Here is a 21,995-nt window from a genome sequence, read left to right as displayed (position 1 = left end):
GTCAGCTGTCCTGCTGGGCCAGAGCGTCGGTGCTCGAATTCGGTCGCCAGGCGGCGCGCGCCTTGCTGGCAGCGGCGATGGATTGCTCCAGGCCTTGCAGGTCGCCGGCGGTCATCAGCGTCTCGAGGTCTTCCAACGCCTTGCGGAAGGCCTGCGACTGTTGCAGCACCTGCTCGCGGTTGGCGAGCAGCACGTCGCGCCACATGACGGGGTCGCTGGCGGCGATGCGCGAGAAGTCGCGAAAGCCCGGTCCCGCGAGGCTCAGGAAGCGGTCGCCCTGCGGCTGACCGATGAGCGCGTTGGTGTAGGCAAAGGCCAGCAGGTGCGGCAGGTGGCTCACGGCGGCGAAGGCGGCGTCGTGCTCTTCGTGCGTCATGGTGACGACGTTGGCGCCGATGCCGCTCCACACCTGCGAGGCGCGCTGCACGTTGGAGCGCAGCGTGGTCTTGACGGGGGTCAGCACGACCTGGCGGCCGGTGAAGAGCGAGGCTTCTGCGTGCTCGATGCCGGAGACTTCCTTGCCGGCGATCGGATGCGCCGGCACGAAGTTCGCGAATTGCTTTTGCAGGCCGTTGCGCGCGGCCTCGATCACGTCGCCCTTGGTCGAGCCCACGTCCATCACCAGCGTGTCGGCAGAGATGCCGTGGCGGATGGCCTTGAAGGTGGCTTCCGAGGCGGCCACCGGCACGGCCAGCAGCACGATGTCGGCACCCGACACCGCCAGCAGCGCCGAGGGCGCCGCCACGTCGATCACGCCGAGCTGGCGCGCCCGCTCGGTGGTGGAGGGCGACTTGCTGTAGCCGACCACGCGTTTCACCAGCTTCGCGCGCTTGAGCGCGAGCGCAAAGGAGCCGCCCATGAGGCCGCAGCCGATCAATCCCAGTTGCTCGAACATCGCGTCGGTCCGTTCGGCTCAGGCTTTGATCGGGTAGGCGCCGAGCACCTTGTAGAAGGCGCAGAGGCCGCGCAGTTCGGCCAGCGCCGCCGCCACGTTGGGCTGCGAGGGGTGGCCGTCGAGGTCGATGTAGAAGTAGTACTCCCACTGGCCGGTGCGCGCGGGGCGCGACTCGAAGCGCGTCATCGACACGTTGTTGGCCTTCAGGGGCACCAGCAGGTCGTGCACCGCGCCGGGGCGGTTCGGCACCGAGACGATGAGGCTCGTGCAGTCCTTGCCCGAGGCCGGCGGCATGGCCAGCGTCTGCGGCAGGCAGATCACCGAGAAGCGGGTGCGGTTGTACGAATCGTCCTGGATGGCGTGCGCCACGATGTGCAGGCCGAAGCGGGTGGCGGCGCGTTCACCGGCCAGCGCGGCCCAGGCCGGGTTGGTGGCCGCGAGGCGCGCGCCTTCGGCGTTGCTCGACACGGCGCGCCGCTCGGCGTTGGGCAGGTGCTTGGACAGCCAGGTCTGGCACTGCGCCAGCGCCTGCGGGTGGGCCAGCACGGCCTCGACGCCTTCGAGCGAGTTGCTGCTGCGCATCAGGTGGTGGCGCACCAGCAGGCTGACTTCGCCGACGACATGGGTGGGCGAGTGCAGGAACAGGTCGAGCGAACGTGTGACCACGCCTTCGGTGGAGTTCTCGACGCCGACCACGCCGTACTGGGCGCTGCCCGCGGCGGTGGCGTGGAACACCTCGTCGAAGCTGGCGCAGTAGATCAGGTCGGCGGCGCCGCCGAAGTACTCGATGGCGGCCTGTTCGCAGAAGGTGCCTTCGGGGCCGAGCACGGCCACGCGTTGGGGCGATTCGAGTGCCAGGCAGGCCGACATGATCTCGCGCCAGATGGCCGCGACATGGAGGTCCTTGAGCGGACCGCCATTGCTGCTTTGCATCTTGTCGATGACCGCGGCGACGCGGTCGGGGCGGAAGAAGGGCGTGCCTTCGCGCTTCTTGACCTCGCCGACCAGCTCGGCCACATGGGCGCGCTCATTGAGCAGGCTCAGGAGTCGTTGGTCGAGCGAGTCGATCTGCACGCGCAGATCGGCCAGGCTTTCGGAATTGTCGGGGGAGGTGGGTGGTGTGGGGGCAGAGGCGGTCATCGGTGCGAGCAACAGGGCATGCGCCTACGCATGCGATCGCTCGAATTCTCTCATGTAGGCCACCAAGGCCTGCACCCCTGCGAGCGGCATGGCGTTGTAGATGCTCGCGCGCATGCCGCCGACCGACTTGTGGCCCTTGAGCTGCAGCAGCCCGGCTTCGCGCGCACCGGCCAGGAAGGCTTCGTTGCGGCCCTCATCAGCCAGGAAGAACGGCACATTCATGCGCGAACGGCAGCTTGCATCGATGCGGTTGGCGTAGAAGTCGGAGCCGTCGATGAAGTCGTACAGCAGCCGGGCCTTCTCGACATTGCGCTGTTCCATGGCGGCAATGCCGGTGAGTTCGCCTTCGGTCTGCTGCAGCAGCCACTGGAACGTGAGCCCCGCCATGTAGATGCCCCAGGTCGGCGGCGTGTTGTACATGGAGTGGTTGTCCGCCACGGTCTTGTAGTTGAACGCGCTCGGGCAGATCTCGAGTGCGTGGCCCAGCAGGTCGTCGCGCACGACCACGATGGTCAGGCCGGCGGGGCCGAGGTTCTTCTGGGCGCCGCCGAAGGCCAGGCCGACGCGGTTCCAGTCGACGCTGCGCGAGGCGACGTGGGAAGAAAAATCGATGACCAGCGGCGCCTTGCTGCCGAGCGCGGCCAGGTCGGGCAGTTGCTGGAACTCGATGCCGTTGATGGTCTCGTTGCTGCACACGTGCACATACGAGGCATCAGAGGACAGCTGCCAGCTCGCGGGGTCGGGCAGCTGCGTGTGCTGGTTGTCGGCGTTGCTGGCCGCCACGCGGGCGGTGCAGTAACGCTGCGCTTCCTTGTGCGACTTGGCGCTCCAGCTGCCGGTGACGACGAAGTCGGCAGCGCCGCCGCGCGACAGGTTCAGCGGCACGATGGCGTTCTCGCCGAGACCGCCACCCTGCATGAACAGGATGTGAAAGTGCGAGGGGATGGCCAGCAGCGTGCGGATGTCGGCTTCGGCCTGGGTGCAGATGGCACCGAATTCCTTGCCGCGATGGCTCATCTCCATCACGCTCATGCCGCTGCCCTGCCAATCGAGCATCTCGGAAGCGGCGCGCTGCAGCACCGCCTCCGGCATGGCAGCCGGACCGGCCGAAAAGTTGTAGGGGCGCTTGCCGGCCGGCGTCTGCTGCTGGGTCACGTTGCTTTACTTCTTGGCGGGAGCCTTGGCGGCGGGCGCCTTGGCGGGAGCTGCTGCGCCGTCGGTCGGAGCACCGAGGGCCTTGGCGACGTTGGTGTCGAGTGCGCGCATCTTGGGTTCGATGGTGGCGCGGGTTTCGGTCACCAGCTTTTCCGTCAGAGCGGTCTGCATCTTCGGGTTCAGTTCCTGGTACTTCTTGCTCAGGGGCGAGTTGATCCAGGCCAGCAGCTGCTTGAGCTCGTCTTCGCTGAAGTTCTGCTCGAGGATGGGGGTGAGTGCGCCCGGCGCAATCTGAATGGCCTTGTCGCGCACGAGTGGGTAGGACTCGTCGAAGTACTTCTTCAGTTCGGCGTCAGCGGCCTTGGCGGCGGATTCGCGCTTGGCTTCGGGCACCTGGGTCTGCAGGTACTGCGAGCCGGCTTGCGCGATGGGGGCGCTCGACTGCTCGATCAGGCCGCGTGCCAGCGATTCGATGCCGGGGCGTTGGATCTCGATGAACTGCTTGATCAGCGTGGCCTTGTCCTGGGCCATGGCGGCCATGGACGATCCGGCGAGAGCTGCGGTCAGGAGTGCGAGCTTGAGTTGTTTTTTCACTGAGGATTCTCCGTTGAAGATGTGGAAGTGTCGTCTGCGTCCGGCTCGCTTTCGCCGACCGCGTCGTTTTCGACGATGCGTTGAAGCCCGCTGAGTTTGGCGCCTTCGTCGAGCCCGATCAGCGTGACGCCTTGCGTCGCCCGACCCAGTTCGCGAATCTCGGCCACTCGGGTGCGCACGAGCACACCCTTGTCGGTGATGAGCATGATCTCATCGTCCGCATGAACGAGCGTGGCGGCAACGACCTTGCCGTTGCGCTCACTCTGTTGAATCGCGATCATGCCTTTGGTTCCGCGGCCATGACGCGTGTATTCGGTAATGCTTGTGCGTTTTCCGTAACCATTTTCGGTGGCGGTGAGCACGCTCTGCTGTTCGTCCTCGGCCACCAGCATGGCGATCACGCCCTGGCCCGGCTCCAGCGACATGCCGCGCACGCCGCGGGCGTTGCGGCCCAGCGGGCGGACGTCTTCTTCGTCGAAGCGCACGGCCTTGCCGTTGTCGCTGAAGAGCATCACGTCGTGCTTGCCGTCGGTGAGCGCCGCGCCGATGAGGTAGTCGCCTTCATCGAGGTTCACGGCAATGATGCCGCCCTTGCGCGGGTTGCTGAATTCGTCGAGCGCCGTCTTCTTGACCGTGCCCATCGAGGTTGCCATGAACACGTACTGGTCGGCCGGGAAGTTGCGCTTCTCGCCGGTGAGGGCGAGGGCGACGTTGATCTTCTCGCCTTCCTGCAGCGGGAACATGTTGACGATGGGGCGTCCGCGCGAGCCGCGCGAACCCGCTGGCACTTCCCACACCTTGAGCCAGTACAGGCGGCCGCGGTTCGAGAAGCACAGGATGTAGTCGTGCGTGTTGGCGATGAAGAGCTGGTCGATCCAGTCGTCTTCCTTCGTCGCCGTGGCCTGCTTGCCGCGGCCGCCGCGTTTTTGTGCGCGGTACTCGCCCAGCGGCTGGCTCTTGATGTAGCCGCTGTGCGAGAGCGTGACCACCATGTCGGTCGGCGTGATCAGGTCTTCGGTCGAGAGGTCGTAGGCGCTGTGCTCGACCAGGCTGCGGCGGGCGCCGACCTTCGACTGGCCGAACTCCTGCTTGATCTCGCCGAGTTCGTCGCCAATGATGATGGAGACACGTTCGGGCTTGGCCAGGATGTCGAGCAGGTCGTCGATCTCGGCCATGACGTCCTTGTACTCGGCGACGATCTTGTCCTGCTCGAGGCCGGTCAGGCGCTGCAGACGCATCTGCAGGATTTCTTGCGCTTGCGTTTCCGACAGGCGATACAGGCCGTCGCCGCCCATGCCGTACTCGCGCTCGAGGCCTTCGGGGCGGTAGTCGTCGGCGTTGATCACGCCGCCGTCGGCGCGCGAACGCGTGAGCATCTCGCGCACCAGCTTGCTGTCCCAGGCGCGGGTCATGAGCTCGGCCTTGGCGACCGGCGGGGTGGGCGACTCACGGATGATGCGGATGAACTCGTCGATGTTGGCCAGCGCCACCGCCAGGCCTTCGAGCACGTGGCCGCGTTCGCGGGCCTTGCGCAGTGTGAAGACGGTGCGGCGCGTGACCACTTCGCGGCGGTGCTGCAGGAAGACCTCGATCAGGTCCTTCAGGTTGCACAGCTTGGGCTGGCCGTCGACCAGCGCCACCATGTTGATGCCGAAGGTGTCCTGCAGCTGCGTCTGCTTGTAGAGGTTGTTGAGCACCACCTCGGGCACTTCGCCGCGCTTGAGCTCGATCACCAGGCGCATGCCCGACTTGTCGGACTCGTCCTGGATGTGGCTGATGCCCTCGATTTTTTTCTCGTGCACCAGCTCGGCCATGCGCTCCTGCAGCGTCTTCTTGTTGACCTGGTAGGGGAGCTCGTCAACGATGATCGCCTGGCGCTGGCCGCGGTCGATGTCCTCGAAGTGGCACTTGGCGCGCATCACGACCTTGCCGCGGCCGGTACGGTAGCCGTCCTTCACGCCGTTGATGCCGTAGATGATGCCCGCAGTGGGGAAGTCGGGCGCCGGCACGATTTCCATCAGTTCGTCGATGCTCGCCTGCGGATTGCGCAGCAGATACAGGCACGCATCCACCACTTCATTCAGGTTGTGCGGCGGGATATTGGTGGCCATGCCGACCGCAATACCGCCAGAGCCATTGACCAGCAAATTCGGCAGCTGGCTGGGTAAAACTTTCGGTTCTTTTTCGGAGCCGTCGTAATTGTCCTGAAAGTCGACAGTTTCCTTGTCGATATCGGCCAGCATTTCATGCGCAATTTTGGCCAGCCGGATTTCCGTATAACGCATTGCCGCTGCGTTGTCGCCGTCGACCGACCCGAAGTTGCCCTGGCCGTCGACCAGCATGTGGCGCATCGAGAAGTCCTGGGCCAGCCGGACGATGGTGTCGTAGACCGACTGGTCGCCGTGCGGGTGGTACTTACCGATCACGTCACCGACGATACGGGCCGACTTCTTGTACGGCCGGTTCCAGTCGTTGTTGAGCTCGTGCATCGCGTACAGCACGCGCCGGTGCACCGGCTTGAGGCCGTCGCGGGCGTCGGGAAGCGCCCGGCCAACGATCACGCTCATGGCGTAATCGAGGTAGCTGCTGCGCATTTCCTCTTCGAGACTGATGGGCAGGGTTTCTTTGGCGAAGGAGGTCATGAGCTAGAGGCTGGCGGCAGGAAGGCGAAATTTTACGCTGTGAGGGGTGTCGCACCGCCGCAACACAAGGGCTCTATTCCGCCTCCGTCCTACGCTTCGGGGGCGTCCAGCGGCCTGTTTGCCAAAGACCCTATGGCACAATCGTCTCAACGTTTTGGGTGGTGGTCACTTAAAGCGTCCTTGATTCGCAGCGCGGCTGCGGCTTTTTCCCCAAGAGGAGAACCATGAAGAAACTGAATAAAGTGGCGATGATGTTTGCAGTCGCTGCGCTCGCCACTGCCGCCGGCGCGCAGACCCGTGTCACCGCTGCGAACGGCGGTCCTACGATCGACAACTGGCAAAACGGCACCGGCGAACTGGTCTGGAAGAACGGCACGAACGAACTGTGCTGGCGCGATGCCAACTGGACGCCCGCAACGGCTGCTGCCGGTTGCGACGGCGCTCTGGTTCCGGCTGGCCCCGCTGCTGTGGCGCCTACCGCTCCTGGCGTGGCTCCCGTGGCTCCCCCGGCTCAAGTCGCTGCTTCGAAGGTCACCTTCGCTGCTGACGCCTTCTTCGACTTCGACAAGTCGGTTCTGAAGCCCGAAGGTCGCGCCAAGCTGACCGACCTGGTCGAGAAGATCCGTGGCGTGAACCTCGAAGTCATCATCGCTGTGGGTCACACCGACTCCATCGGTACCGACGCTTACAACCAGCGTCTGTCGGTGCGTCGCGCCGAAGCCGTCAAGGCCTTCCTGGTCTCGAAGGGCATCGAACGCAACCGCGTCTACACCGAAGGCAAGGGCGAGAAGCAGCCAGTGGCTGACAACCGCACCAAGGAAGGCCGCGCCAAGAACCGTCGCGTGGAAATCGAAGTGGTTGGCACCCGCGCCAACTGATCGATCGATTCCATCGACGAATGAAAACCCCGCCTCGGCGGGGTTTTTTTATGCCCGCCGAATTTGCAGCCGAGCCTGACGCAGGCCCATTGCTTTCGAGTCGGGCTTTGCTCGCTTCATAATTGCCCTATGACAGAAAACGTGAATGCAGACCCGGCCGAACTGGCCAAGTTTTCGGAGCTTGCACACCGGTGGTGGGATTTGGAGAGCGAATTCCGCCCGCTGCACGAAATCAATCCATTGAGACTCGAATGGATTGACGGTATTGCGCCTATTTCGGGCCAACGTGTGGTCGATATCGGCTGTGGCGGCGGCATCCTGGCCGATTCGATGGCGCGCAAGGGCGCCGACGTGCTGGGCATCGACCTCGCGACCAAGGCGCTCAAGGTCGCCCAGCTGCACGCCCTCGAGGCGGGGACGCGCGGCGTCAAGTACCGCGAGATCAGCGCCGAGGCGCTGGCGGCCGAGCAGCCCGGCAGCTTCGATGTCGTCACCTGCATGGAAATGCTGGAGCACGTGCCCGACCCGGCGTCGGTGATCCAGGCCTGCGCCACCCTCGTGAAGCCGGGCGGCTGGGTGTTCTTCTCGACCATCAACCGCAACCTGAAGGCCTTCATGCTGGCGATCGTGGGTGCCGAGTACGTCCTGGGCATGCTGCCGCGCGGCACGCACGAGTACCCCAAGCTGATCCGTCCCAGCGAACTGGCCGGCTACTGCCGCGCCGCGAGCCTGGACCTGCGTCACACCCGGGGCATGGAACACAACCCGCTGACCCGGCGCTACTGGCTCAGCGCCGACACCAGCGTGAATTACCTGTTCGCGACCCAGAAGCCGGCGCTGCCGGAGGCTCACTGATGATGAAAATCGGGAGCACGACCACGCAGGCCATCCTGTTCGACCTCGACGGCACGCTGATCGACAGCGCGCCCGACCTCGGCGCAGCCGCCGACAAGATGCGCACCGACCGCGGCCTGGAGCCTTACCCGCTGGAGCGCTACCGCCCGATGGCCGGTGCTGGCGCGCGCGGCATGCTCGGCATCGCATTCGGCATCACACCCGATGCGCCCGAGTTCGACGCGCTGCGCGAGGAGTTCTACGTCGCCTACGAGCGCCGCATGCTGTTCAACACCCTGGTGTTCGACGGCGTGGCGCCGCTGATCGAGGCGATCCGCGAGCGCGGCCTGCGCTGGGGCGTGGTCACCAACAAGTCGGCCCGCTTCACCGACCCGCTGACCGGGGCGATGCCGCTCTTCGCGAGCGCGGGTGCGATCGTGAGCGGCGATACCACGCCGTTCGCCAAGCCGCATCCCGAGCCGCTGCATGAGGCGGCGCGCCGCCTTGGCGTGGCATCAGAGGCCTGCATCTACGTGGGCGACGACGAGCGCGACATCATCGCGGGCCGCGCTGCGGGCATGGGAACCGTGGCCGCGACCTACGGCTACATGGGTTCGCAGGCCGATGCGGCGCTCTGGGAGGCCGATGCTTCAATCTCTTCACCCCTTGAGCTCTTGAAGTTACTCAATAGCGCCTAAAATGGGTCGCTTGGGGCTGCACTGGTTTCGACGTGGGTTCGGAGTCGCAGCGGGGCATGTCGAGCTGAATGCGCTCGTAAAACAGATTCAAACAAACTAACTGCAAACGACGAACGTTTCGCACTCGCTGCTTAATTGCCAGTGAGCTTTGCAACAGCAGGCCGATGGGCTGGGCAAGGGGGTGACAGAGCAATCTGAATCCTCCCGGCTGCAAAGATAATTACATGGGCTGGCTCCGATCCGGGTACCTTGGGTCGGGGCGAGAAAATAGGGTGCTGGCGTCCGGTTTAGCGTGTGACTGCGCGACTCCGGAAGCGAGACTTAAATCAGATCACTACACATGTAGAACTGCGCGATGAAGGCTTGCGGACGGGGGTTCAAATCCCCCCAGCTCCACCATCACAACGACCGAGGGCGTTCACTGAACTTCAGTGAACGCCCTTTTTCATTGGCCAGGCGACTGTTGCTTGTGCTTCGCCGCCTCACTCGGGACGGCAGCGTCTGGACGACGACCCCAGCGGTCCCGCCGATGGGGCTCACTCCACGCGCTAGTCAGTCGATCGCGATCTTGTTCTTCTTCACGAGGTCTGCCCAGCGCCGCATGTCGGTGCTGATGTAGTCGGCGGTCTGCTTCGCGCTGTTGGCTTCGGGAAACATGCCGACGTTCTCGAAGCCCTTCATGACCTCCGGGTCCTTCAAGGCTTGTGCCACCGCTTCGTTGAGGCGATCGCTTCGGTCTGCCGGGAGGCCTGTGCGCGCAGCGAGGACGAACCACTGGCTGGCTTCGAAGTTGGCGATACCCGCTTCCCTGAGCGTCGGCAACTCGGGCAAGGAGGCGGAGCGGGTCGCCGTGGAGACCCCATACGCCTTGAGCTTGCCGGACTTGATGTGCGGCAGCACGGGCGTGATGCCCAGTACTGCCAGGGGGATCTGTCCACCGATCACGTCGGTCACCGCCTGGTTGCCGCCCTTGTAGGGCACATGCGTCATCGTCACGCCCGTCAGTGCCTGGATGAGTTCTCCGGTCAGGTGCTGGCCGGTGCCGTTGCCGGAGGAGCCGTAGCTGTACTTGTCCGGGTGGGCGGATGCGTCGGCGAGCAGGGCCTTGAGGTCCCTGGGTGCATCGGGCCGTGCCGGTCCTACGAGGACGGTGGAGCCTTTGGCGAGCATGGCGATGGCGCTCATCTCCTTGCCGATCTGCGGCATCGGGATGCTCGTGAGCACCGGGCCGGGAACCGTCACCAGGGTGTAGCCGTCGGCGGGCTGGGTTGCCACGTACCGCAGCGCGAGCGAGCCCGTGGCGCCGGGCTTGTTGTCGACCACGATGGGCTGGCCGAGCGTCGCCTCCAGCTTGCGGGCGACAAGGCGCGTGACGACATCGACGCTTCCCCCGGGCGGGTAGCCGACGACCCAGGTGATCGCTCGAGAGGGGTACTTCTCTTGCGCGAGCGTCGCAGAAGACGCCAGCGCCGTGAGTGCGCAGAAGATCAGAAAGAGGCCTCGGCGGCCGCCTGGATGGGACATGGAATGAGCCTTCTGGGATGGTGGGGAGATGCTCGAACGCGTCGGGATTCCGCGGCCTCAGTCCGGCGCTCCCGGCGCCGTGTGAGGATGTGCTGCCGCACTCTGATGGAAGGCGCGGACCATCCGCTGGATCGGCCCCAGGACCCACGTGTTGTAGACGAGCACATCCGACTCCTCCTTGGGGTCGCGCGTGATGTTGAAGAGATAGGGCGATTCGAGCTTGCCCTTGCCTTCGTTCACCTCGGGCTCCCAGTAGAGATGCAGCTTCCAGTCGCGCCACTTCACTGCGCGCAGTTCGTTCTTGATATGGAAGAGAAAGCCCTCGCGCAAGGACTTCTGCTCGCCGAGGAAGAAGGGCATCTGGTCCATGCCATCGATCGGCCTGTCCTCGGGAATGCGGGCGCCACCTGCGCGTGCCAGCGTGGAGAAGAGGTCGGTCACGTGCACGATCTCGTTGCTCACCCGGCCTGCGGCGATCTTGCCTGGCCAGCGCACGATGCACGGCACGCGCAGGCTGCCTTCCATGGCCGTGTGGTAGGTGCCGCGCCAGGGGCCGGCCGTGCCGCGGTACGGGGCGCGGAACTCGGGGCCGTTGTCGCTCGCGAAGATGAAGAGGGTGTCTTCCGACAGGCCGAGGCGCTCGATCTCGTCGACGACCTGGCCCACGCGGTGGTCCATCTCCACCATGGAATCGGCGAAATCGCCATGGCCGGTGCGGCCCGCGAAATCGCGGTGAGGCAGGGTGGGGAAATGCAGGTGCGTGAGCGGCAGGTAGAGGAAGAACGGCTTCTGTGCTGCGTGGTTGCGCTGGATGAATTCCAAGGACCGGTTCGTCAGCGTCTCGTCGATGCGCCGGCGCGAATCCAGGTTGTATTCCTCCACGTTCTCTGAGGGCGCACCCGCACGGCCCTGCATGATGTACGGGATGTCCGCCACGCTCGGGTCGTAGCCGACGCTGGCCGTGAACTGGCTCTCGTCCGTGGTGCGCGGGATGCCGTACCACTCGTCGAATCCCCGGTCGCTCGGGAAGCGGCCTTGAACATCGCCCAGGTGCCATTTGCCGTAGTGCGCCGTCGCATAACCCTGTGCCGAGAGCAACTGCGCCAGCGTGATCTCGCGGCGTGCCAAGCCCTGGGGCAGGCCGGGCGGCACCGACTGCAGGCAGCCCGTGCGGATCGGATGCCGCCCGCTCATCAACGCGGAGCGCGTCGGCACGCAATCGCTCTCGACATTGAAGTTCTGCAGCAGAAGGCCTTGGCTGGCGAGCGCGTCGATGCGTGGCGTGGGCGCGCCCCGCAGCGCTCCGCCGCCGTAGCAGCCGAGCTCGCCCCAGCCGAGGTTGTCGGCCAGGATGAGAACGATGTTGGGTGGGTTCATGGAGGGACTCATTGCGACTGCAGTCTAGGAACGGCTAGGATTCGGGTGTTTCCATTTGGGAAGTTTTAGTTAACTTTTATTCATGTCCTTCTCGGCACGCGACCTCGACTATTTCCTGGAAGTGGCGCGCCATGGGCAACTGGCCCGTGCAGCAACCAGCCTGACGGTGACGGCCGCGGCGCTTTCCAAGGCGATCCGCCGGCTGGAGGACGAGATGGGGCTCGGTCTCTTCGAGCGCTCGGGCCACGGCATGACGCTCACGCCCTTCGGCGTCGCGTTCCACGAACGTGCGCAACGCATGAAGTCCGAGCACGACGAGGCGCTTCGTCATGCGGGTGACGTCCGCGCAGGACGTGCCGGGCTCATCCGTGTGGGCGCGACGCTGGCGGTTTTGGATGCCGTGCTCTCGCCGGCGCTGGCGGCGCTGCAGCCCCGTCGCCCGGGCATGCATGTGCGCCTGGAGGTGGCGTCTTCGGACGAGTTGATCGACTGGACGCGCCAGGGCCTGCTCGATGTCGCCGTGATTCCGACCTACGAGTCGATGCCGCACGGCCTGGTGCATGAGGATCTGCTGACCGATGCGCTCGTCGCCGTGGCGCGCGTGGGGCATCCGGTCTTCGCGCGTCGCCGCCTCACGATGGGCGATCTGTCGAAATTCCCCTGGGTGCTGCCGTCCGTTCATTCGGCTGCACGCGCGAAGCTGGACGAGGTATTTCGCTCTGCGGGCGCGACGCCGCCGCAAGGCGCGATCGAGGTGCACTTCAATGCGTCCTGGTCGCTGCCGGTGCTTGCCGCGACCGATCTGATGGGCATCGTCCCGGTCTCCGTGCTCGCACTGCCCCATGCGCGTGGCGTCAAGGTGATTCCGGTCGAGGCGCTGTCGATCCCGAGGCGCATCTCGCTTTTTTCACGCCCGAATACCTACCGCTCCCCACTCCTCGAGGAGTTCGTGCAGGCGCTCAAGGCACTGGCGCCGGCGCGCGCTGGCACGGCGAAGCAGCGCGGCGCGCAAGGACCGGCTGGCCCTCGCTGAGGTCGTCGTCCACCTGGCGCGACTACGTTGCCTGGCGCGGCCAGAGCCGCACCGCCAGCGCAGCGGCGGCCGTGGCGGTCGCCAGCGCCGTCACGCCGGCCCAGCCCCAGGAAGCGAGCACCAGCGCGCCCAGCGCCGAGCCGGCCGCCATGCCGATGAACATGCTGGTGAACAGCACGGCGTTGAGCCGGCTGCGCGCACCGGGCTCGATGCCGTAGACGATCGTCTGGTGGGCGATCAGCGCCGCCTGCATGCCCAGGTCGAAGCCGACCGCAGCCAGCGCCAGCAGCCACAGCTGCGCATGCGGCGTCATCAGCGGTGCCAGCCCCATGGCCGCGAACGACACCAGCGCCAGCCCCGCGCCCAGGCGCGTCACCAGCTCCGGTCCGCGCCGGTCGGCCAGCCGCCCGGCCAGCGGCGCCGCCAGCGCGCCCGCCGCGCCGGCCAGGCCGAAGGCGCCTGCCGCCGCGCTGCCCAGGTGGAAGGGCGCGCCGTGCAGCATCACCGCCAGCGTCGACCAGAAGGCGCTGAATCCCACGGCCAGCAGTGCCTGGGCCAGCGCCGCGCGGCGCAGCGTGCCGTGGCGCGACCACAGCGTGCCCAGCGAGCCGAGCAGGGCGCCGTAGGCCAGGTGCGTCGTCGGCCGAAAGCGCGGCAGCCCGCGCCAGGCCGCGGCGCCGATGAGTGCGATGCTGGCCGCGGCCGCGATGAACATGGCGCGCCAACCGAAGTGCTCGGCCACGAAGCCGCTCACCACGCGCGACAGCAGGATGCCCAGCAGCAGCCCCGTCATCACCGTGCCGACCGTCTTGCCGCGCGTGGCATCGGGCGCCAGCGTGGCGGCGGCGGGCACGAGGTCCTGCGCCATCGTGGCCGCCAGCCCGATCGCGAGGCTGGCCGCGAGCAGCACGCCGATCGACGGTGCCGCGCCGGCCACCAGCAGCGCGGCGCACAGCGCCGCCGCCTTGATCAGCACGATGCGGCGCCGGTCGAAGCGGTCGCCCAGCGGCGCCAGCAGCAGGATGCCCAGCGCATAGCCCAGCAGCGTGAGCGTGGGAATGAAGCCCACTGCGCGGGTGGAGGCGCCGATGTCGGCGCCCAGCACCCCGAGCATCGGCTGCACGTAGTAGAGCGACGCCACCGACAGGCCCGCGCCGGCGGCCAGCAGCAGGATCAGCGAGGCCGGCAGGTCGTGCCCCTGCGCCGTGGCCGGTGCATGCGTGGTTTGAATGGAAGACATGGTGTTAACCCTCAATTATCGAAGCAAGGGTTGGAATGTGCCCGCTGGGGTCTTGGCTTGGTAGTCCCGTGGATCGCACAATGCCCATACGCCAAACGCATGAACAGGGCCATGTCAACTTCACCTGCCGTCGACCGCATCGAGCTGATGCAGACCTTTCTTCACATCGTCGAGGCCGGCAGCCTGTCGGCCGCCGCGCTGCAGATGGGCGCCACCCAGCCCACCGTGAGCCGTCGCCTGCAGGCGCTGGAGCGCTCGCTGGGCGTGCGGCTGCTGCGCCGCTCCACGCACGCCATGAAGCTCACGGAAGACGGCGAGCGCTGCTACGAGCGGGCCCGGGAGCTGATCGCCGACTGGCACGCTTTCGAAGCCGACCTGCGCGGTGTCGGCGACGAGCCCGAGGGCACGCTGCGCGTGGTCGCACCGCACGCGCTGGGCCAGCTGCTGCTGGTCGGTCTGCTGGCCGAGTACCTGCGCGCCTATCCGCGCGTGTCCGTCGAATGGCTGCTGAACGACCGCCGCCCCGACTTCATCGCCGAAGGCGTCGACTGCGCGATCCAGGTCGGCGAGATGACCGACGCGATGGCCGTGGCGGTCAAGGTCTCGGAGGTCCCGCGCGTGGTGGTCGCCGCGCCCTCGCTGCTGGAGGGCCGCTCACCGCCCGCGCATGCGGCGGAACTGGCCGAGCTGCCGTGGCTCGCGCTGCGCACCTTCTATCGCAACGAGGTGCTGCTCACGCACCGGCCGACCGGCGAGATCGCGCGCGTGCCGATCCGTCCGCGCATGAGCACCGACAGCCTCTATGCGCTGCAAAGCGCGGCGCGCATGGGCCTGGGCGCCTGCCTGGGTTCGGCCTGGTTGCTGAACGAGGATATCGCTGCCGGACGGCTGGTGCAGCTCGTGCCGCAATGGCATGTGGCGCCGCTGCCGGTCTACCTGACCTACCCGCACACGCGCTTCCAGCCGGCGCGCCTGCGCCGCTTCATCGAGATGATGCGGCTTGCGTTGGCCGACCCGACGGGCCGGGTCTGGGAGGCCCGTGTGGCCTGAGCGAGGCCGGGTCGCTGGCGTCCTCGTGCGCCCGGCCGATGGTCATCCTTGGCCCGTGGCCCTTTCCTTGCGATGAGCGCGCCTGCCTTTTCGCGACGGGCGATGAAAGGTGACAGCGGTCGGCATCGAGGCGTTTCCCTGAGCTATTTTTTTCTTCCCCTTGCCTCTACCAGCGCCGAACCGCTGTCGAAACGCAGTGTGCGCAACGCAGGTGAAGTCAGAGTGAAGTCTGTGCAGGCCTTGCGTGAACGGATCAGAGGCCGTCCAGTTCGCCCTTGACGTGCGTGCGCGTGTCGCCGCCGACCCAGACCTGGCCGGCGTCGTCGCGGGTCAGGTGGATGCGGCCGTGCCGGCCCAGGCGTGTCCCCTGCGCGGCGACATAGTCGTCCTGTGCCACGCCCGTGGCGAAGAGCCACTGCGCGAGCGACGCATTGAGGCTGCCCGTGACGGGGTCTTCGACGATGGCGCCCAGGTGGTCGGTGAAGAAGGCGCGCACTTCGAAGGCCGCATCGCCGCCCTTGGCATGAGGACCGACCACGCCGACGTCGATGCGCGTGGGCCAGCGTCGGGCCGGGTCGAGAGACAGCACCTTGTCTGCCGATGCCAGCCGGATTCCCAGCCAGCCAGGGCCGTTGTCGATCCAGGCCGCGTCCTGAATGTCGTCCACTTCGATGCCCAGCAGCCGCCGCGCGTCCTCGAGTTCGGCCGGGGTCGGCGCGCCCGAGCGGATCAGCGGCGGCGCGGCGAACGCAAGCCGTCCCTGGTCGCGCCGGATCTGGACCAGCCCCGCGCCGCACTCCTGCGTGATCACCGTGGCGTGTTGCCCGGGCGCGCCCTGGCCCGAGAGCCAGGCGTGGCAGCTGCCGAGCGTGGGGTGCCCGGCAAAAGGCATCTCCCGGTCCAGGGTGAAGATCCTCACGCGGTAGTCCGCCTCCGGGTGCGTGGGGGCGAAGACGAACGCGGTTTCCGAGAGGTTGAACCAGCGCGTCAGCTGCTGCATGTCGTGCGTGGCGAGGGCGTCGGCGCCGGTGACGACCGCCAGCGGATTGCCCGAGAGCGGGCCGGCGCCGAAGACGTCGACCATGTGGACGGTGATGCTCATGCGTTCGATCTTTCGCAGGGATACGTTGAAGTCAGTTCTGCGAGACCAGCAGCTTGAGCCCCGCGGCCGCGAACACTGCCGAGAGCACGCCTTCGATCCAGCGTCGCAGCCTCGCATACAGCGCAATCATCGACGCGGTGGAGAAGACGATCGCGTAGCCGCCGAACACCAGGATGCCGAGGCACACGCAACCGCCCACGATGGCCGGCAACCCACCGGCGGGTGTGTCCTGGCGCACGCCGAGCGAGATGATCGCGATCCACGACATGATGGCTTTCGGGTTGCCGATGTGCATGAGCACGCCCTGGCGGTAGAGGGTGCGGTAGCGCAATGCGCCGCGTTCCGCGCTGTTCTTCACCGCGTCGGCGCCGGGTCGCATGGCGGATCGGCCCGCGCGAAAAGCCAGGTACAGCAGGTAGAGGCCGCCGGCGATCTTGAGCACGACGAGCGCCTGCGCATACGCGGTCAGGACCGCGGAAACGCCGGTCGCCGCCAGGATCGCCCAGAAGAGCGAGCCCGTGACAACGCCGGCCGCAAGCGCGAGCGCAGGGCGGCGGCCGTCGCGCATCGCGGTGCCCATGATGGCCATGTTGCTCGGCCCCGGACTGGCGGTGGCGATGAGGTACGTCCCGTAGACGAGTGCGATCTGGCTGACGGCCATGCGGGTGCTCCAAAACCAAGGGTGTCTTCGGCGGCCCGCCTTTCGGCGGCCGAGGAGTGAAAGTTACACTATTGGAATATTCAAAAAGTGTCACATGACACTTTTATTTGCGAGGCCGCGCACATGCTCCTTCGATCCTCCTGGACGCCCCGTCTGGCAAGCAACGGCACGAATGCCACCGAGCGCGTGGTGTTGGCCCTGGCCGACGACATCGTCGAGGGGCGGCTCGCGGGCGGTGATCGGCTGCCTGCCCATCGGGACCTGGCGAAGACGCTGCAGATCGGCCTGGGCACCGTGACGAAGGCCTATGCCATGCTGGAGCGCAGGGGCCTCACGCGCAGCGTCAAGGGCCGGGGAACCTTCGTGGCGATCCACCAGGCGCACGGCGACCGGCAGATCGATCTGTCGTCGAACGCGCCGCCGGCCGCGCTCGGTGCGCGCGTGCTGGCGCGCACGCTGACGGGCATCGCGCGCAAGATCGACGCGGATCACTTCAACCTGTATGCGCCGCCCGGCGGGCACCTGGAACATCGCCGCGTTCTCGCCCGCTGGCTCGAGACGATCGGCCTGGCCGTCGATCCGTCGCAGCTGGTGCTGACCAGCAGCGCACGCCAGGCGCTGTCGCTGGCCTTCGACCTGGTGTGCGGGCGGCAAGGCGTGCTGCTCACCGAACGGATCACCTACCCCGGTGCCCTCGCGCTGGCCCGGCGCAAGGGGTGTCGCATCCAGGGCGTCGAGATGGACGCGGAAGGGATGGTGCCGAAGGCGCTCGCGCAGGCGCTCGACGGCGTGGCGCCCGCCGGTGGCACGGCGGTCTACCTCACCCCGACGCTGCACAACCCGACGACAGCCACGATGAGCGCGAAGCGACGGCGCGCCATCGTGGCGGTGTGCCGCCGCGCGGGCGCCTGGATCATCGAAGACGGCGTGTACGCGGCGGCCTCCGACGGCTTGCCCCAGCTGGCCACACTGGCACCCGACATCGCATTGCATGTGAACGGGCTCTCCAAGTCGCTCGGCCCGGGATTGCAGGTCGGCGTGCTGGCCCTGCCGCCCGAGCTGTGCGGCCCGGCGCAGGAGCTGCTGCAGGACGTGCCCATGGCGCCGTCGGCGTTCTCCTGCGCGGTGGTCGACGAATGGCTGGCCACCGGCGTGGTCGCCTCGGTCCAGCGCGATCTGCGCCACGAGGCCCGGCGGCGTTCCCGGCTGGCCGTCTCGCTGCTCGGTGCGAGCGAACTGGTCTGGCATCCCGATGCCTACAACGTCTGGCTGCCGATGCGGCGCGATGCCGCCGAAGGCGTCGTGGCCGCGGCGGCGCAAGCCGGCGTGAAGCTCACCCCGCCGCAGACCCTGATGGCGAACCCGAAGGACAAGGCGAGCGGCCTGCGAATCTGCCTGGGAGGCCCCAGCTTCGACGAGCTGACCGGGGCCCTGGCCCTTCTGGCCACCTTGCTGAAGCGAAGCGCCTGACGCGGCGCGGACCTCAGACGACCGGCGCCGGTGCGCCGTCGGTGGGCACGCTGGCGTGCCGGTCGTCGGGCGGCGCGGTCACGATCGAGTCGAGGGCTGGCTCGGCCTTGCGAAGGCGTGCGAGATCGGGCCGCGGCCGGCGCAGCCGCGGGTCGGGCGCGAAGGCCTGTTCCATCGCCTGCGCGGCCGACAGCAGCGCGAGGTCGCCGCGAAAGCGCCCCACCACCTGCAAGCCGAAGGGCATGCCGCGCTCGTCGGTGCCGCACGGCAGGCTGATCGCAGGGTGGGTGGTCAGCGTCACGACGTAGGTCAGTGCGAGCCAGCGGTAGTAGTTCTCCTGTTGGCGGCCGTCGATCTGCAGCGCGTGCGACTGCGTCCAGGGAAAAGGCGACACCGGTGTCGTGGGCGAGAGCACCAGGTCGTAGTTCTCGAACACCTTCTGGAAGCGCTGGAGGATGCGCGTCTGTTCCGTCTGGGCCCAGGCCGCGTCCGGCAGGCTCATGCGCGCGCCCATCTCGTAGTTGCTGCGCGGGTTCGGGCCCAGGCTCTCGGGGGCGCGTTCGTAGGCCTCGCGCATGCCGGCCACGAAGGCCTCCGCGCGCAGCACGTCGAAACAGCGGTGCACCTCGCCCAGCTCGAAGCGCACCTCGTCGCAGGCCGCAAAGAGCCCGCGCATGGCGGCCATGCGGTCGTGCATCGTCCGGCGGATCGACGGGTCGACATCGCACAGGCCGAAGTCGGTGGTCCAGGCCACGCGCAGGCGCGACAGGTCCAGCGGCGCCGGCCGCGCGAAGGCCGCCGCATCCAGCGGATAGCTCAAGGGATCGCCCGGATGCGGGCCCGCCGTGGCCGCGAGCTGGAGGCAGGCGTCGGCCACATCGCGGCCCATCGGGCCGACCACCGAGATCGGCGACCAGCCCAGGCTCTTGCGCACGCTGGGCACGATGCCCGGCGACGGCCGCAGGCCCACCACGCCGCACTTGGCGGCCGGGATGCGCAGCGAGCCGCCGGTGTCGGAGCCGGTGCACACCGGCAGCATGTCCAGCGCCAGGGCCGCGGCCGAACCGCCCGAAGAACCGCCGGCGTTGAGGTTGGGGTCGAAGGGATTGCCCGTGGCCCCCCAGACCGGATTGCGGCTGTTGGCGCCGGCGCCCATCTCGGGCACGTTGGTCTTGCCCACCACGATCGCGCCGGCGGCGCGCAGGCGGCGCACCAGCTCGATGTCGTTCGACGGCACATGGTTGCGCAGGGCGGGGGTTCCCATGGTGGACAGCAGGCCCGCCGTCGGCTCGAGGTCCTTCACGCCCAGCGGCAGGCCGTGCAGCAGGCCCAGGGGCTCGCCGCTCTTCACGGCCCGCTCCGCGGCGCGGGCCTCGGCGCGGGCGCGCTCGTAGCAGGTGGCGGTCACGGCGTTGACGAAGGGGTTGAGCTGTTCGATGCGCGCGATGCAGGCCTCGAGCAGCTCGACCGGCGAAAGGGCGCGCGTGCCGATCAGCCGTCGCAGTTCCACTGCGGAGAGTTCGACGAGTTCGGAGGAAGAAGAGAAAGGTTGGGTCATGGCTTTCGGAATGTGCCGCACTCAGTCGGCCTGGATGTTGGCGCGCCGGGCGACGGCGCGCATGAGCGGAAGCTCGCGTTCGATCTGCGCGAGCGAGGCGGCGGCGCCGGCGAAGGCCGGCTCCGCGCCCTGGGCCTGCAGGGCCGCCTGGGCCTGGGGCGTGGCGACGATCTTGGCGAGCGTCTTCTCCAGCCGCTCGCGCACCGGTGCGGGGGTGCCCTTGGGCGCGACGACCATGATCCAGGTGTCGGCATCGACCTCGGGGTAGCCCGCCTCGGCGAAGGTCGGGACCTGCGGCAGCTGCGAGGAGCGCTGCCGGGTCGTCACGGCGATCGCCTTGATCTTGCCGCCCTTGAGTTGCGGAATGGCGGCGGTGACGGTGTCCACCGAGAACGGCACCTGGCCGCCGATCAGGTCCGTCATGGCCGGTGCGCTGCCCCGGTAGGGCACGTGCATGATCTTCGCGCCCACCGCCTGCAGGATGATCTCGCCGGTGAAGTGCGAGGACGTGCCCGTGCCGAAAGAGGCGTACGAGTACTTGTCGGGCGCTGCGCGCATCGCGCTGGCGAACTCCTTGACGTTGCCGATGGGCACGTTCTTGTTGGCCAGCAGGATCAGCGGAATGCGCGCGACGATCGCGACCGGCTCGAAGCTGCCCAGGGCGTCGTAGGGCAGGTTCGGGCGGATGGCCGGGTTCATGGTGAGGGTCGAGCCCGAGCCGAGCAGCAGCGTGTAGCCGTCGGGCGATGCCTTGGCCACGAACGCGGCGCCGACCGCCGTGCCGGCACCGGGGCGGTTGTCGATGAGCACCGGTTGCCCCAGTTCCTCCGACAGGCGCTGGCCGACCAGGCGCCCCACCGTGTCCGCGCTGCCGCCGGGCGGGTACGGCACCACCAGCGTGACGGGGCGCGTCGGGTAGGCCGATTGCGCCTGCGCCTGCGCGGGCGTGGCCATGCCGAGGCAGGCGGCCAGGCCCGCGAGGACGGCACAGCACCAGCGCCGCTGCGGCGCTTGCGAACGGGGAGCGTTCATTGACAGGGTCCTTCCGTAGAGCGAAGAGAAGAGGGGGAGGGGAAATGCTGGGGCACGCCCTGCGGTGTAGCAAGCACAATGATTGGAAGGTTGCGTTGCTGCAAGCGCAATGCAGACCACGTCGATGAAATCTCCCACTTCCAAGCCTCCCGCCCCCGTCCGTACCGGGGCGCGCACCGAACGCCCGATCAACCAGCGCGTGCTCCAGGAAGAGTCGATGCGCTACTTCCTGGAGGTGGCGCGCGTCGGCTCGGTCACCGAGGCGGCCGTGCGGCTGAACGTGGCGCCGTCGGCCGTGAGCCGCCAGATCGGCCGCATCGAGCGCGAGCTCGACACCCTCCTGTTCGAGCGACGCGCCCGCGGCATGGCGCTCAACTCAGCCGGCGAGCTGCTGGCGGCGCACGCACGCCGGGCCTGGCTCGACATCGAGCGCGTGACCGACGACATCCTCGCGCTGCGCGGCCTGCGCAAGGGCGAGGTGCGCGTGGCCGCGACCGAAGGCTTCGCCTACGAGTTCCTGCCGGCCCTGGTGGCGGCGTTCCAGGCGCGCTGTCCCGGCATCCGCTTCTCGCTCGACATGTGCGTGCAGCGCGAGGTGGCGCGCCGCGTGCGCGAAGGCCTGGTCGACCTCGGCGTGACGGTGAGCCTGGGCTCGGAGCACGGCCTGGACGTCGAGATCCGGCACCCCTCGCCCGTGTGCGCGGTCATGGCACCTTCGCATCCGCTGGCCGAGCGGCGGCAGGTGTCGCTGGCGCAGGTGGTCCATTACCCGCTCGCGCTGCCGGCGCCCACGTCGACGCTGCGCCAGCTGCTCAACATCAGCTGCGCCCGCCAGCGCCTGCCGCTCGAGGCGGCACTGACCAGCGATCACCTCTACCCGCTGGTGCACTACGCGGCGCACGGCCAGGCCGTGACCTTCTGCGGCGAGCTCGCGCTGCGCCAGCAGCTCGAGAACGGCACGATCGTGGCGCGCGCCTTGCGCGACCGCGAGATGAACGAGCGGCATTTCGAGGTGCAGAGCATGGCGGGGCGGCGCCTGCCCGATGCGGCGCGCGCTTTCGTCGAGCATTTGCGCGAAGTGCTCAGCGCTTGATGCGAGGCGCGGGGCCGAA

Annotated in this window: 19 protein-coding genes and 1 other RNA gene; 8 read left to right on the top strand and 12 right to left on the bottom strand. The window is 67.7% G+C overall.

Features of this window, described 5'->3' with window-relative positions:
- Position 1 precedes the first annotated feature (1 nt).
- The 5 genes from AC3WQM_RS21125 to gyrA are packed head-to-tail and all read right to left on the bottom strand — an operon-like array spanning position 2 to position 6,426.
- A complete protein-coding gene (locus tag AC3WQM_RS21125; RefSeq protein WP_492681428.1) occupies positions 2–895 on the bottom strand; it encodes a prephenate dehydrogenase in 894 nt (297 codons plus the stop codon).
- Between the two features lie 18 nt (positions 896–913).
- Complete coding sequence (pheA, locus tag AC3WQM_RS21120) at positions 914–2,035, bottom strand: prephenate dehydratase (RefSeq protein ID WP_153285328.1); 1,122 nt, start codon at positions 2,033–2,035, stop codon at positions 914–916.
- A gap of 24 nt (positions 2,036–2,059) precedes the next feature.
- The gene (gene serC / locus AC3WQM_RS21115) at positions 2,060–3,190 is read right to left on the bottom strand and encodes a 3-phosphoserine/phosphohydroxythreonine transaminase (RefSeq protein ID WP_492681426.1); all 1,131 of its coding nucleotides are present in this window, start codon (positions 3,188–3,190) and stop codon (positions 2,060–2,062) included.
- Between the two features lie 6 nt (positions 3,191–3,196).
- On the bottom strand, positions 3,197–3,784 hold the full coding sequence (locus tag AC3WQM_RS21110) for a DUF2059 domain-containing protein (protein ID WP_492681424.1): 588 nt from the start codon (positions 3,782–3,784) through the stop codon (positions 3,197–3,199).
- Positions 3,781–6,426 (bottom strand): DNA gyrase subunit A, encoded by a 2,646-nt coding sequence (gene gyrA, locus AC3WQM_RS21105; protein WP_492681422.1) that lies wholly within the window; start codon positions 6,424–6,426, stop codon positions 3,781–3,783. The genes AC3WQM_RS21110 and gyrA overlap by 4 nt, the downstream gene beginning before the upstream one ends.
- A gap of 224 nt (positions 6,427–6,650) precedes the next feature.
- On the opposite strand from gyrA, the gene ompA reads away from it, so the two are divergent.
- From ompA to ssrA, 4 genes are all read left to right on the top strand, one after another.
- Positions 6,651–7,304, top strand: coding sequence for an outer membrane protein OmpA (gene ompA / locus AC3WQM_RS21100; protein ID WP_099795932.1), 654 nt, complete (start codon positions 6,651–6,653; stop codon positions 7,302–7,304).
- Positions 7,305–7,433: 129 nt separating this feature from the next.
- Entirely contained in the window at positions 7,434–8,159 is a 726-nt protein-coding gene (ubiG, locus tag AC3WQM_RS21095; RefSeq protein ID WP_492681420.1) for a bifunctional 2-polyprenyl-6-hydroxyphenol methylase/3-demethylubiquinol 3-O-methyltransferase UbiG, read from the top strand.
- Complete coding sequence (locus tag AC3WQM_RS21090; protein WP_492681418.1) at positions 8,159–8,836, top strand: HAD family hydrolase; 678 nt, start codon at positions 8,159–8,161, stop codon at positions 8,834–8,836. Before ubiG ends, AC3WQM_RS21090 begins: the two co-directional genes overlap by 1 nt.
- A 12-nt stretch (positions 8,837–8,848) precedes the next feature.
- Positions 8,849–9,235, top strand: a transfer-messenger RNA (tmRNA) gene (ssrA, locus tag AC3WQM_RS21085).
- 153 nt (positions 9,236–9,388) lie between these two features.
- Here the strand turns inward: ssrA and AC3WQM_RS21080 are convergent.
- The gene (locus tag AC3WQM_RS21080) at positions 9,389–10,360 is read right to left on the bottom strand and encodes a Bug family tripartite tricarboxylate transporter substrate binding protein (RefSeq protein WP_492681416.1); all 972 of its coding nucleotides are present in this window, start codon (positions 10,358–10,360) and stop codon (positions 9,389–9,391) included.
- A 57-nt stretch (positions 10,361–10,417) separates the two neighbouring features.
- Complete coding sequence (locus AC3WQM_RS21075; protein ID WP_492681414.1) at positions 10,418–11,737, bottom strand: arylsulfatase; 1,320 nt, start codon at positions 11,735–11,737, stop codon at positions 10,418–10,420.
- Positions 11,738–11,819: 82 nt separating this feature from the next.
- On the opposite strand from AC3WQM_RS21075, the gene AC3WQM_RS21070 reads away from it, so the two are divergent.
- Positions 11,820–12,770, top strand: a complete 951-nt coding sequence (locus AC3WQM_RS21070) for a LysR family transcriptional regulator (protein WP_492681412.1) — start codon at positions 11,820–11,822, stop codon at positions 12,768–12,770.
- A 22-nt stretch (positions 12,771–12,792) separates the two neighbouring features.
- Here the strand turns inward: AC3WQM_RS21070 and AC3WQM_RS21065 are convergent, their stop codons facing one another.
- A complete protein-coding gene (locus AC3WQM_RS21065; RefSeq protein WP_492681410.1) occupies positions 12,793–14,010 on the bottom strand; it encodes an MFS transporter in 1,218 nt (405 codons plus the stop codon).
- 111 nt (positions 14,011–14,121) lie between these two features.
- Between AC3WQM_RS21065 and AC3WQM_RS21060 the strand changes: the two genes are divergently transcribed.
- Entirely contained in the window at positions 14,122–15,060 is a 939-nt protein-coding gene (locus AC3WQM_RS21060) for a LysR family transcriptional regulator (RefSeq protein WP_492681408.1), read from the top strand.
- A gap of 253 nt (positions 15,061–15,313) precedes the next feature.
- On the opposite strand, the gene AC3WQM_RS21055 is transcribed toward AC3WQM_RS21060, so the two are convergent.
- Together AC3WQM_RS21055 and AC3WQM_RS21050 are read right to left on the bottom strand one after the other, a co-directional pair.
- The gene (locus tag AC3WQM_RS21055) at positions 15,314–16,162 is read right to left on the bottom strand and encodes a PhzF family phenazine biosynthesis protein (RefSeq protein ID WP_492681406.1); all 849 of its coding nucleotides are present in this window, start codon (positions 16,160–16,162) and stop codon (positions 15,314–15,316) included.
- Positions 16,163–16,193: 31 nt separating this feature from the next.
- Positions 16,194–16,823, bottom strand: a complete 630-nt coding sequence (locus tag AC3WQM_RS21050) for a LysE family translocator (protein ID WP_492681404.1) — start codon at positions 16,821–16,823, stop codon at positions 16,194–16,196.
- 123 nt (positions 16,824–16,946) lie between these two features.
- Between AC3WQM_RS21050 and AC3WQM_RS21045 the strand changes: the two genes are divergently transcribed.
- Positions 16,947–18,293 (top strand): aminotransferase-like domain-containing protein, encoded by a 1,347-nt coding sequence (locus AC3WQM_RS21045; RefSeq protein ID WP_492681402.1) that lies wholly within the window; start codon positions 16,947–16,949, stop codon positions 18,291–18,293.
- Positions 18,294–18,306: 13 nt separating this feature from the next.
- Here the strand turns inward: AC3WQM_RS21045 and AC3WQM_RS21040 are convergent, their stop codons facing one another.
- The gene (locus tag AC3WQM_RS21040; RefSeq protein ID WP_492681400.1) at positions 18,307–19,851 is read right to left on the bottom strand and encodes an amidase; all 1,545 of its coding nucleotides are present in this window, start codon (positions 19,849–19,851) and stop codon (positions 18,307–18,309) included.
- Positions 19,852–19,872: 21 nt separating this feature from the next.
- On the bottom strand, positions 19,873–20,883 hold the full coding sequence (locus AC3WQM_RS21035; protein WP_492681398.1) for a Bug family tripartite tricarboxylate transporter substrate binding protein: 1,011 nt from the start codon (positions 20,881–20,883) through the stop codon (positions 19,873–19,875).
- Positions 20,884–21,070: 187 nt separating this feature from the next.
- On the opposite strand from AC3WQM_RS21035, the gene AC3WQM_RS21030 reads away from it, so the two are divergent.
- Positions 21,071–21,976 (top strand): LysR family transcriptional regulator, encoded by a 906-nt coding sequence (locus AC3WQM_RS21030; protein ID WP_062470965.1) that lies wholly within the window; start codon positions 21,071–21,073, stop codon positions 21,974–21,976.
- Positions 21,977–21,995: the final 19 nt, after the last annotated feature.

It is taken from the genome of Variovorax sp. FW301-JW7, assembly GCF_058788795.1.
The sequence above is the reverse complement of the archived record's forward strand: the minus strand, read 5'-3'. Positions and strand labels throughout refer to the sequence as shown.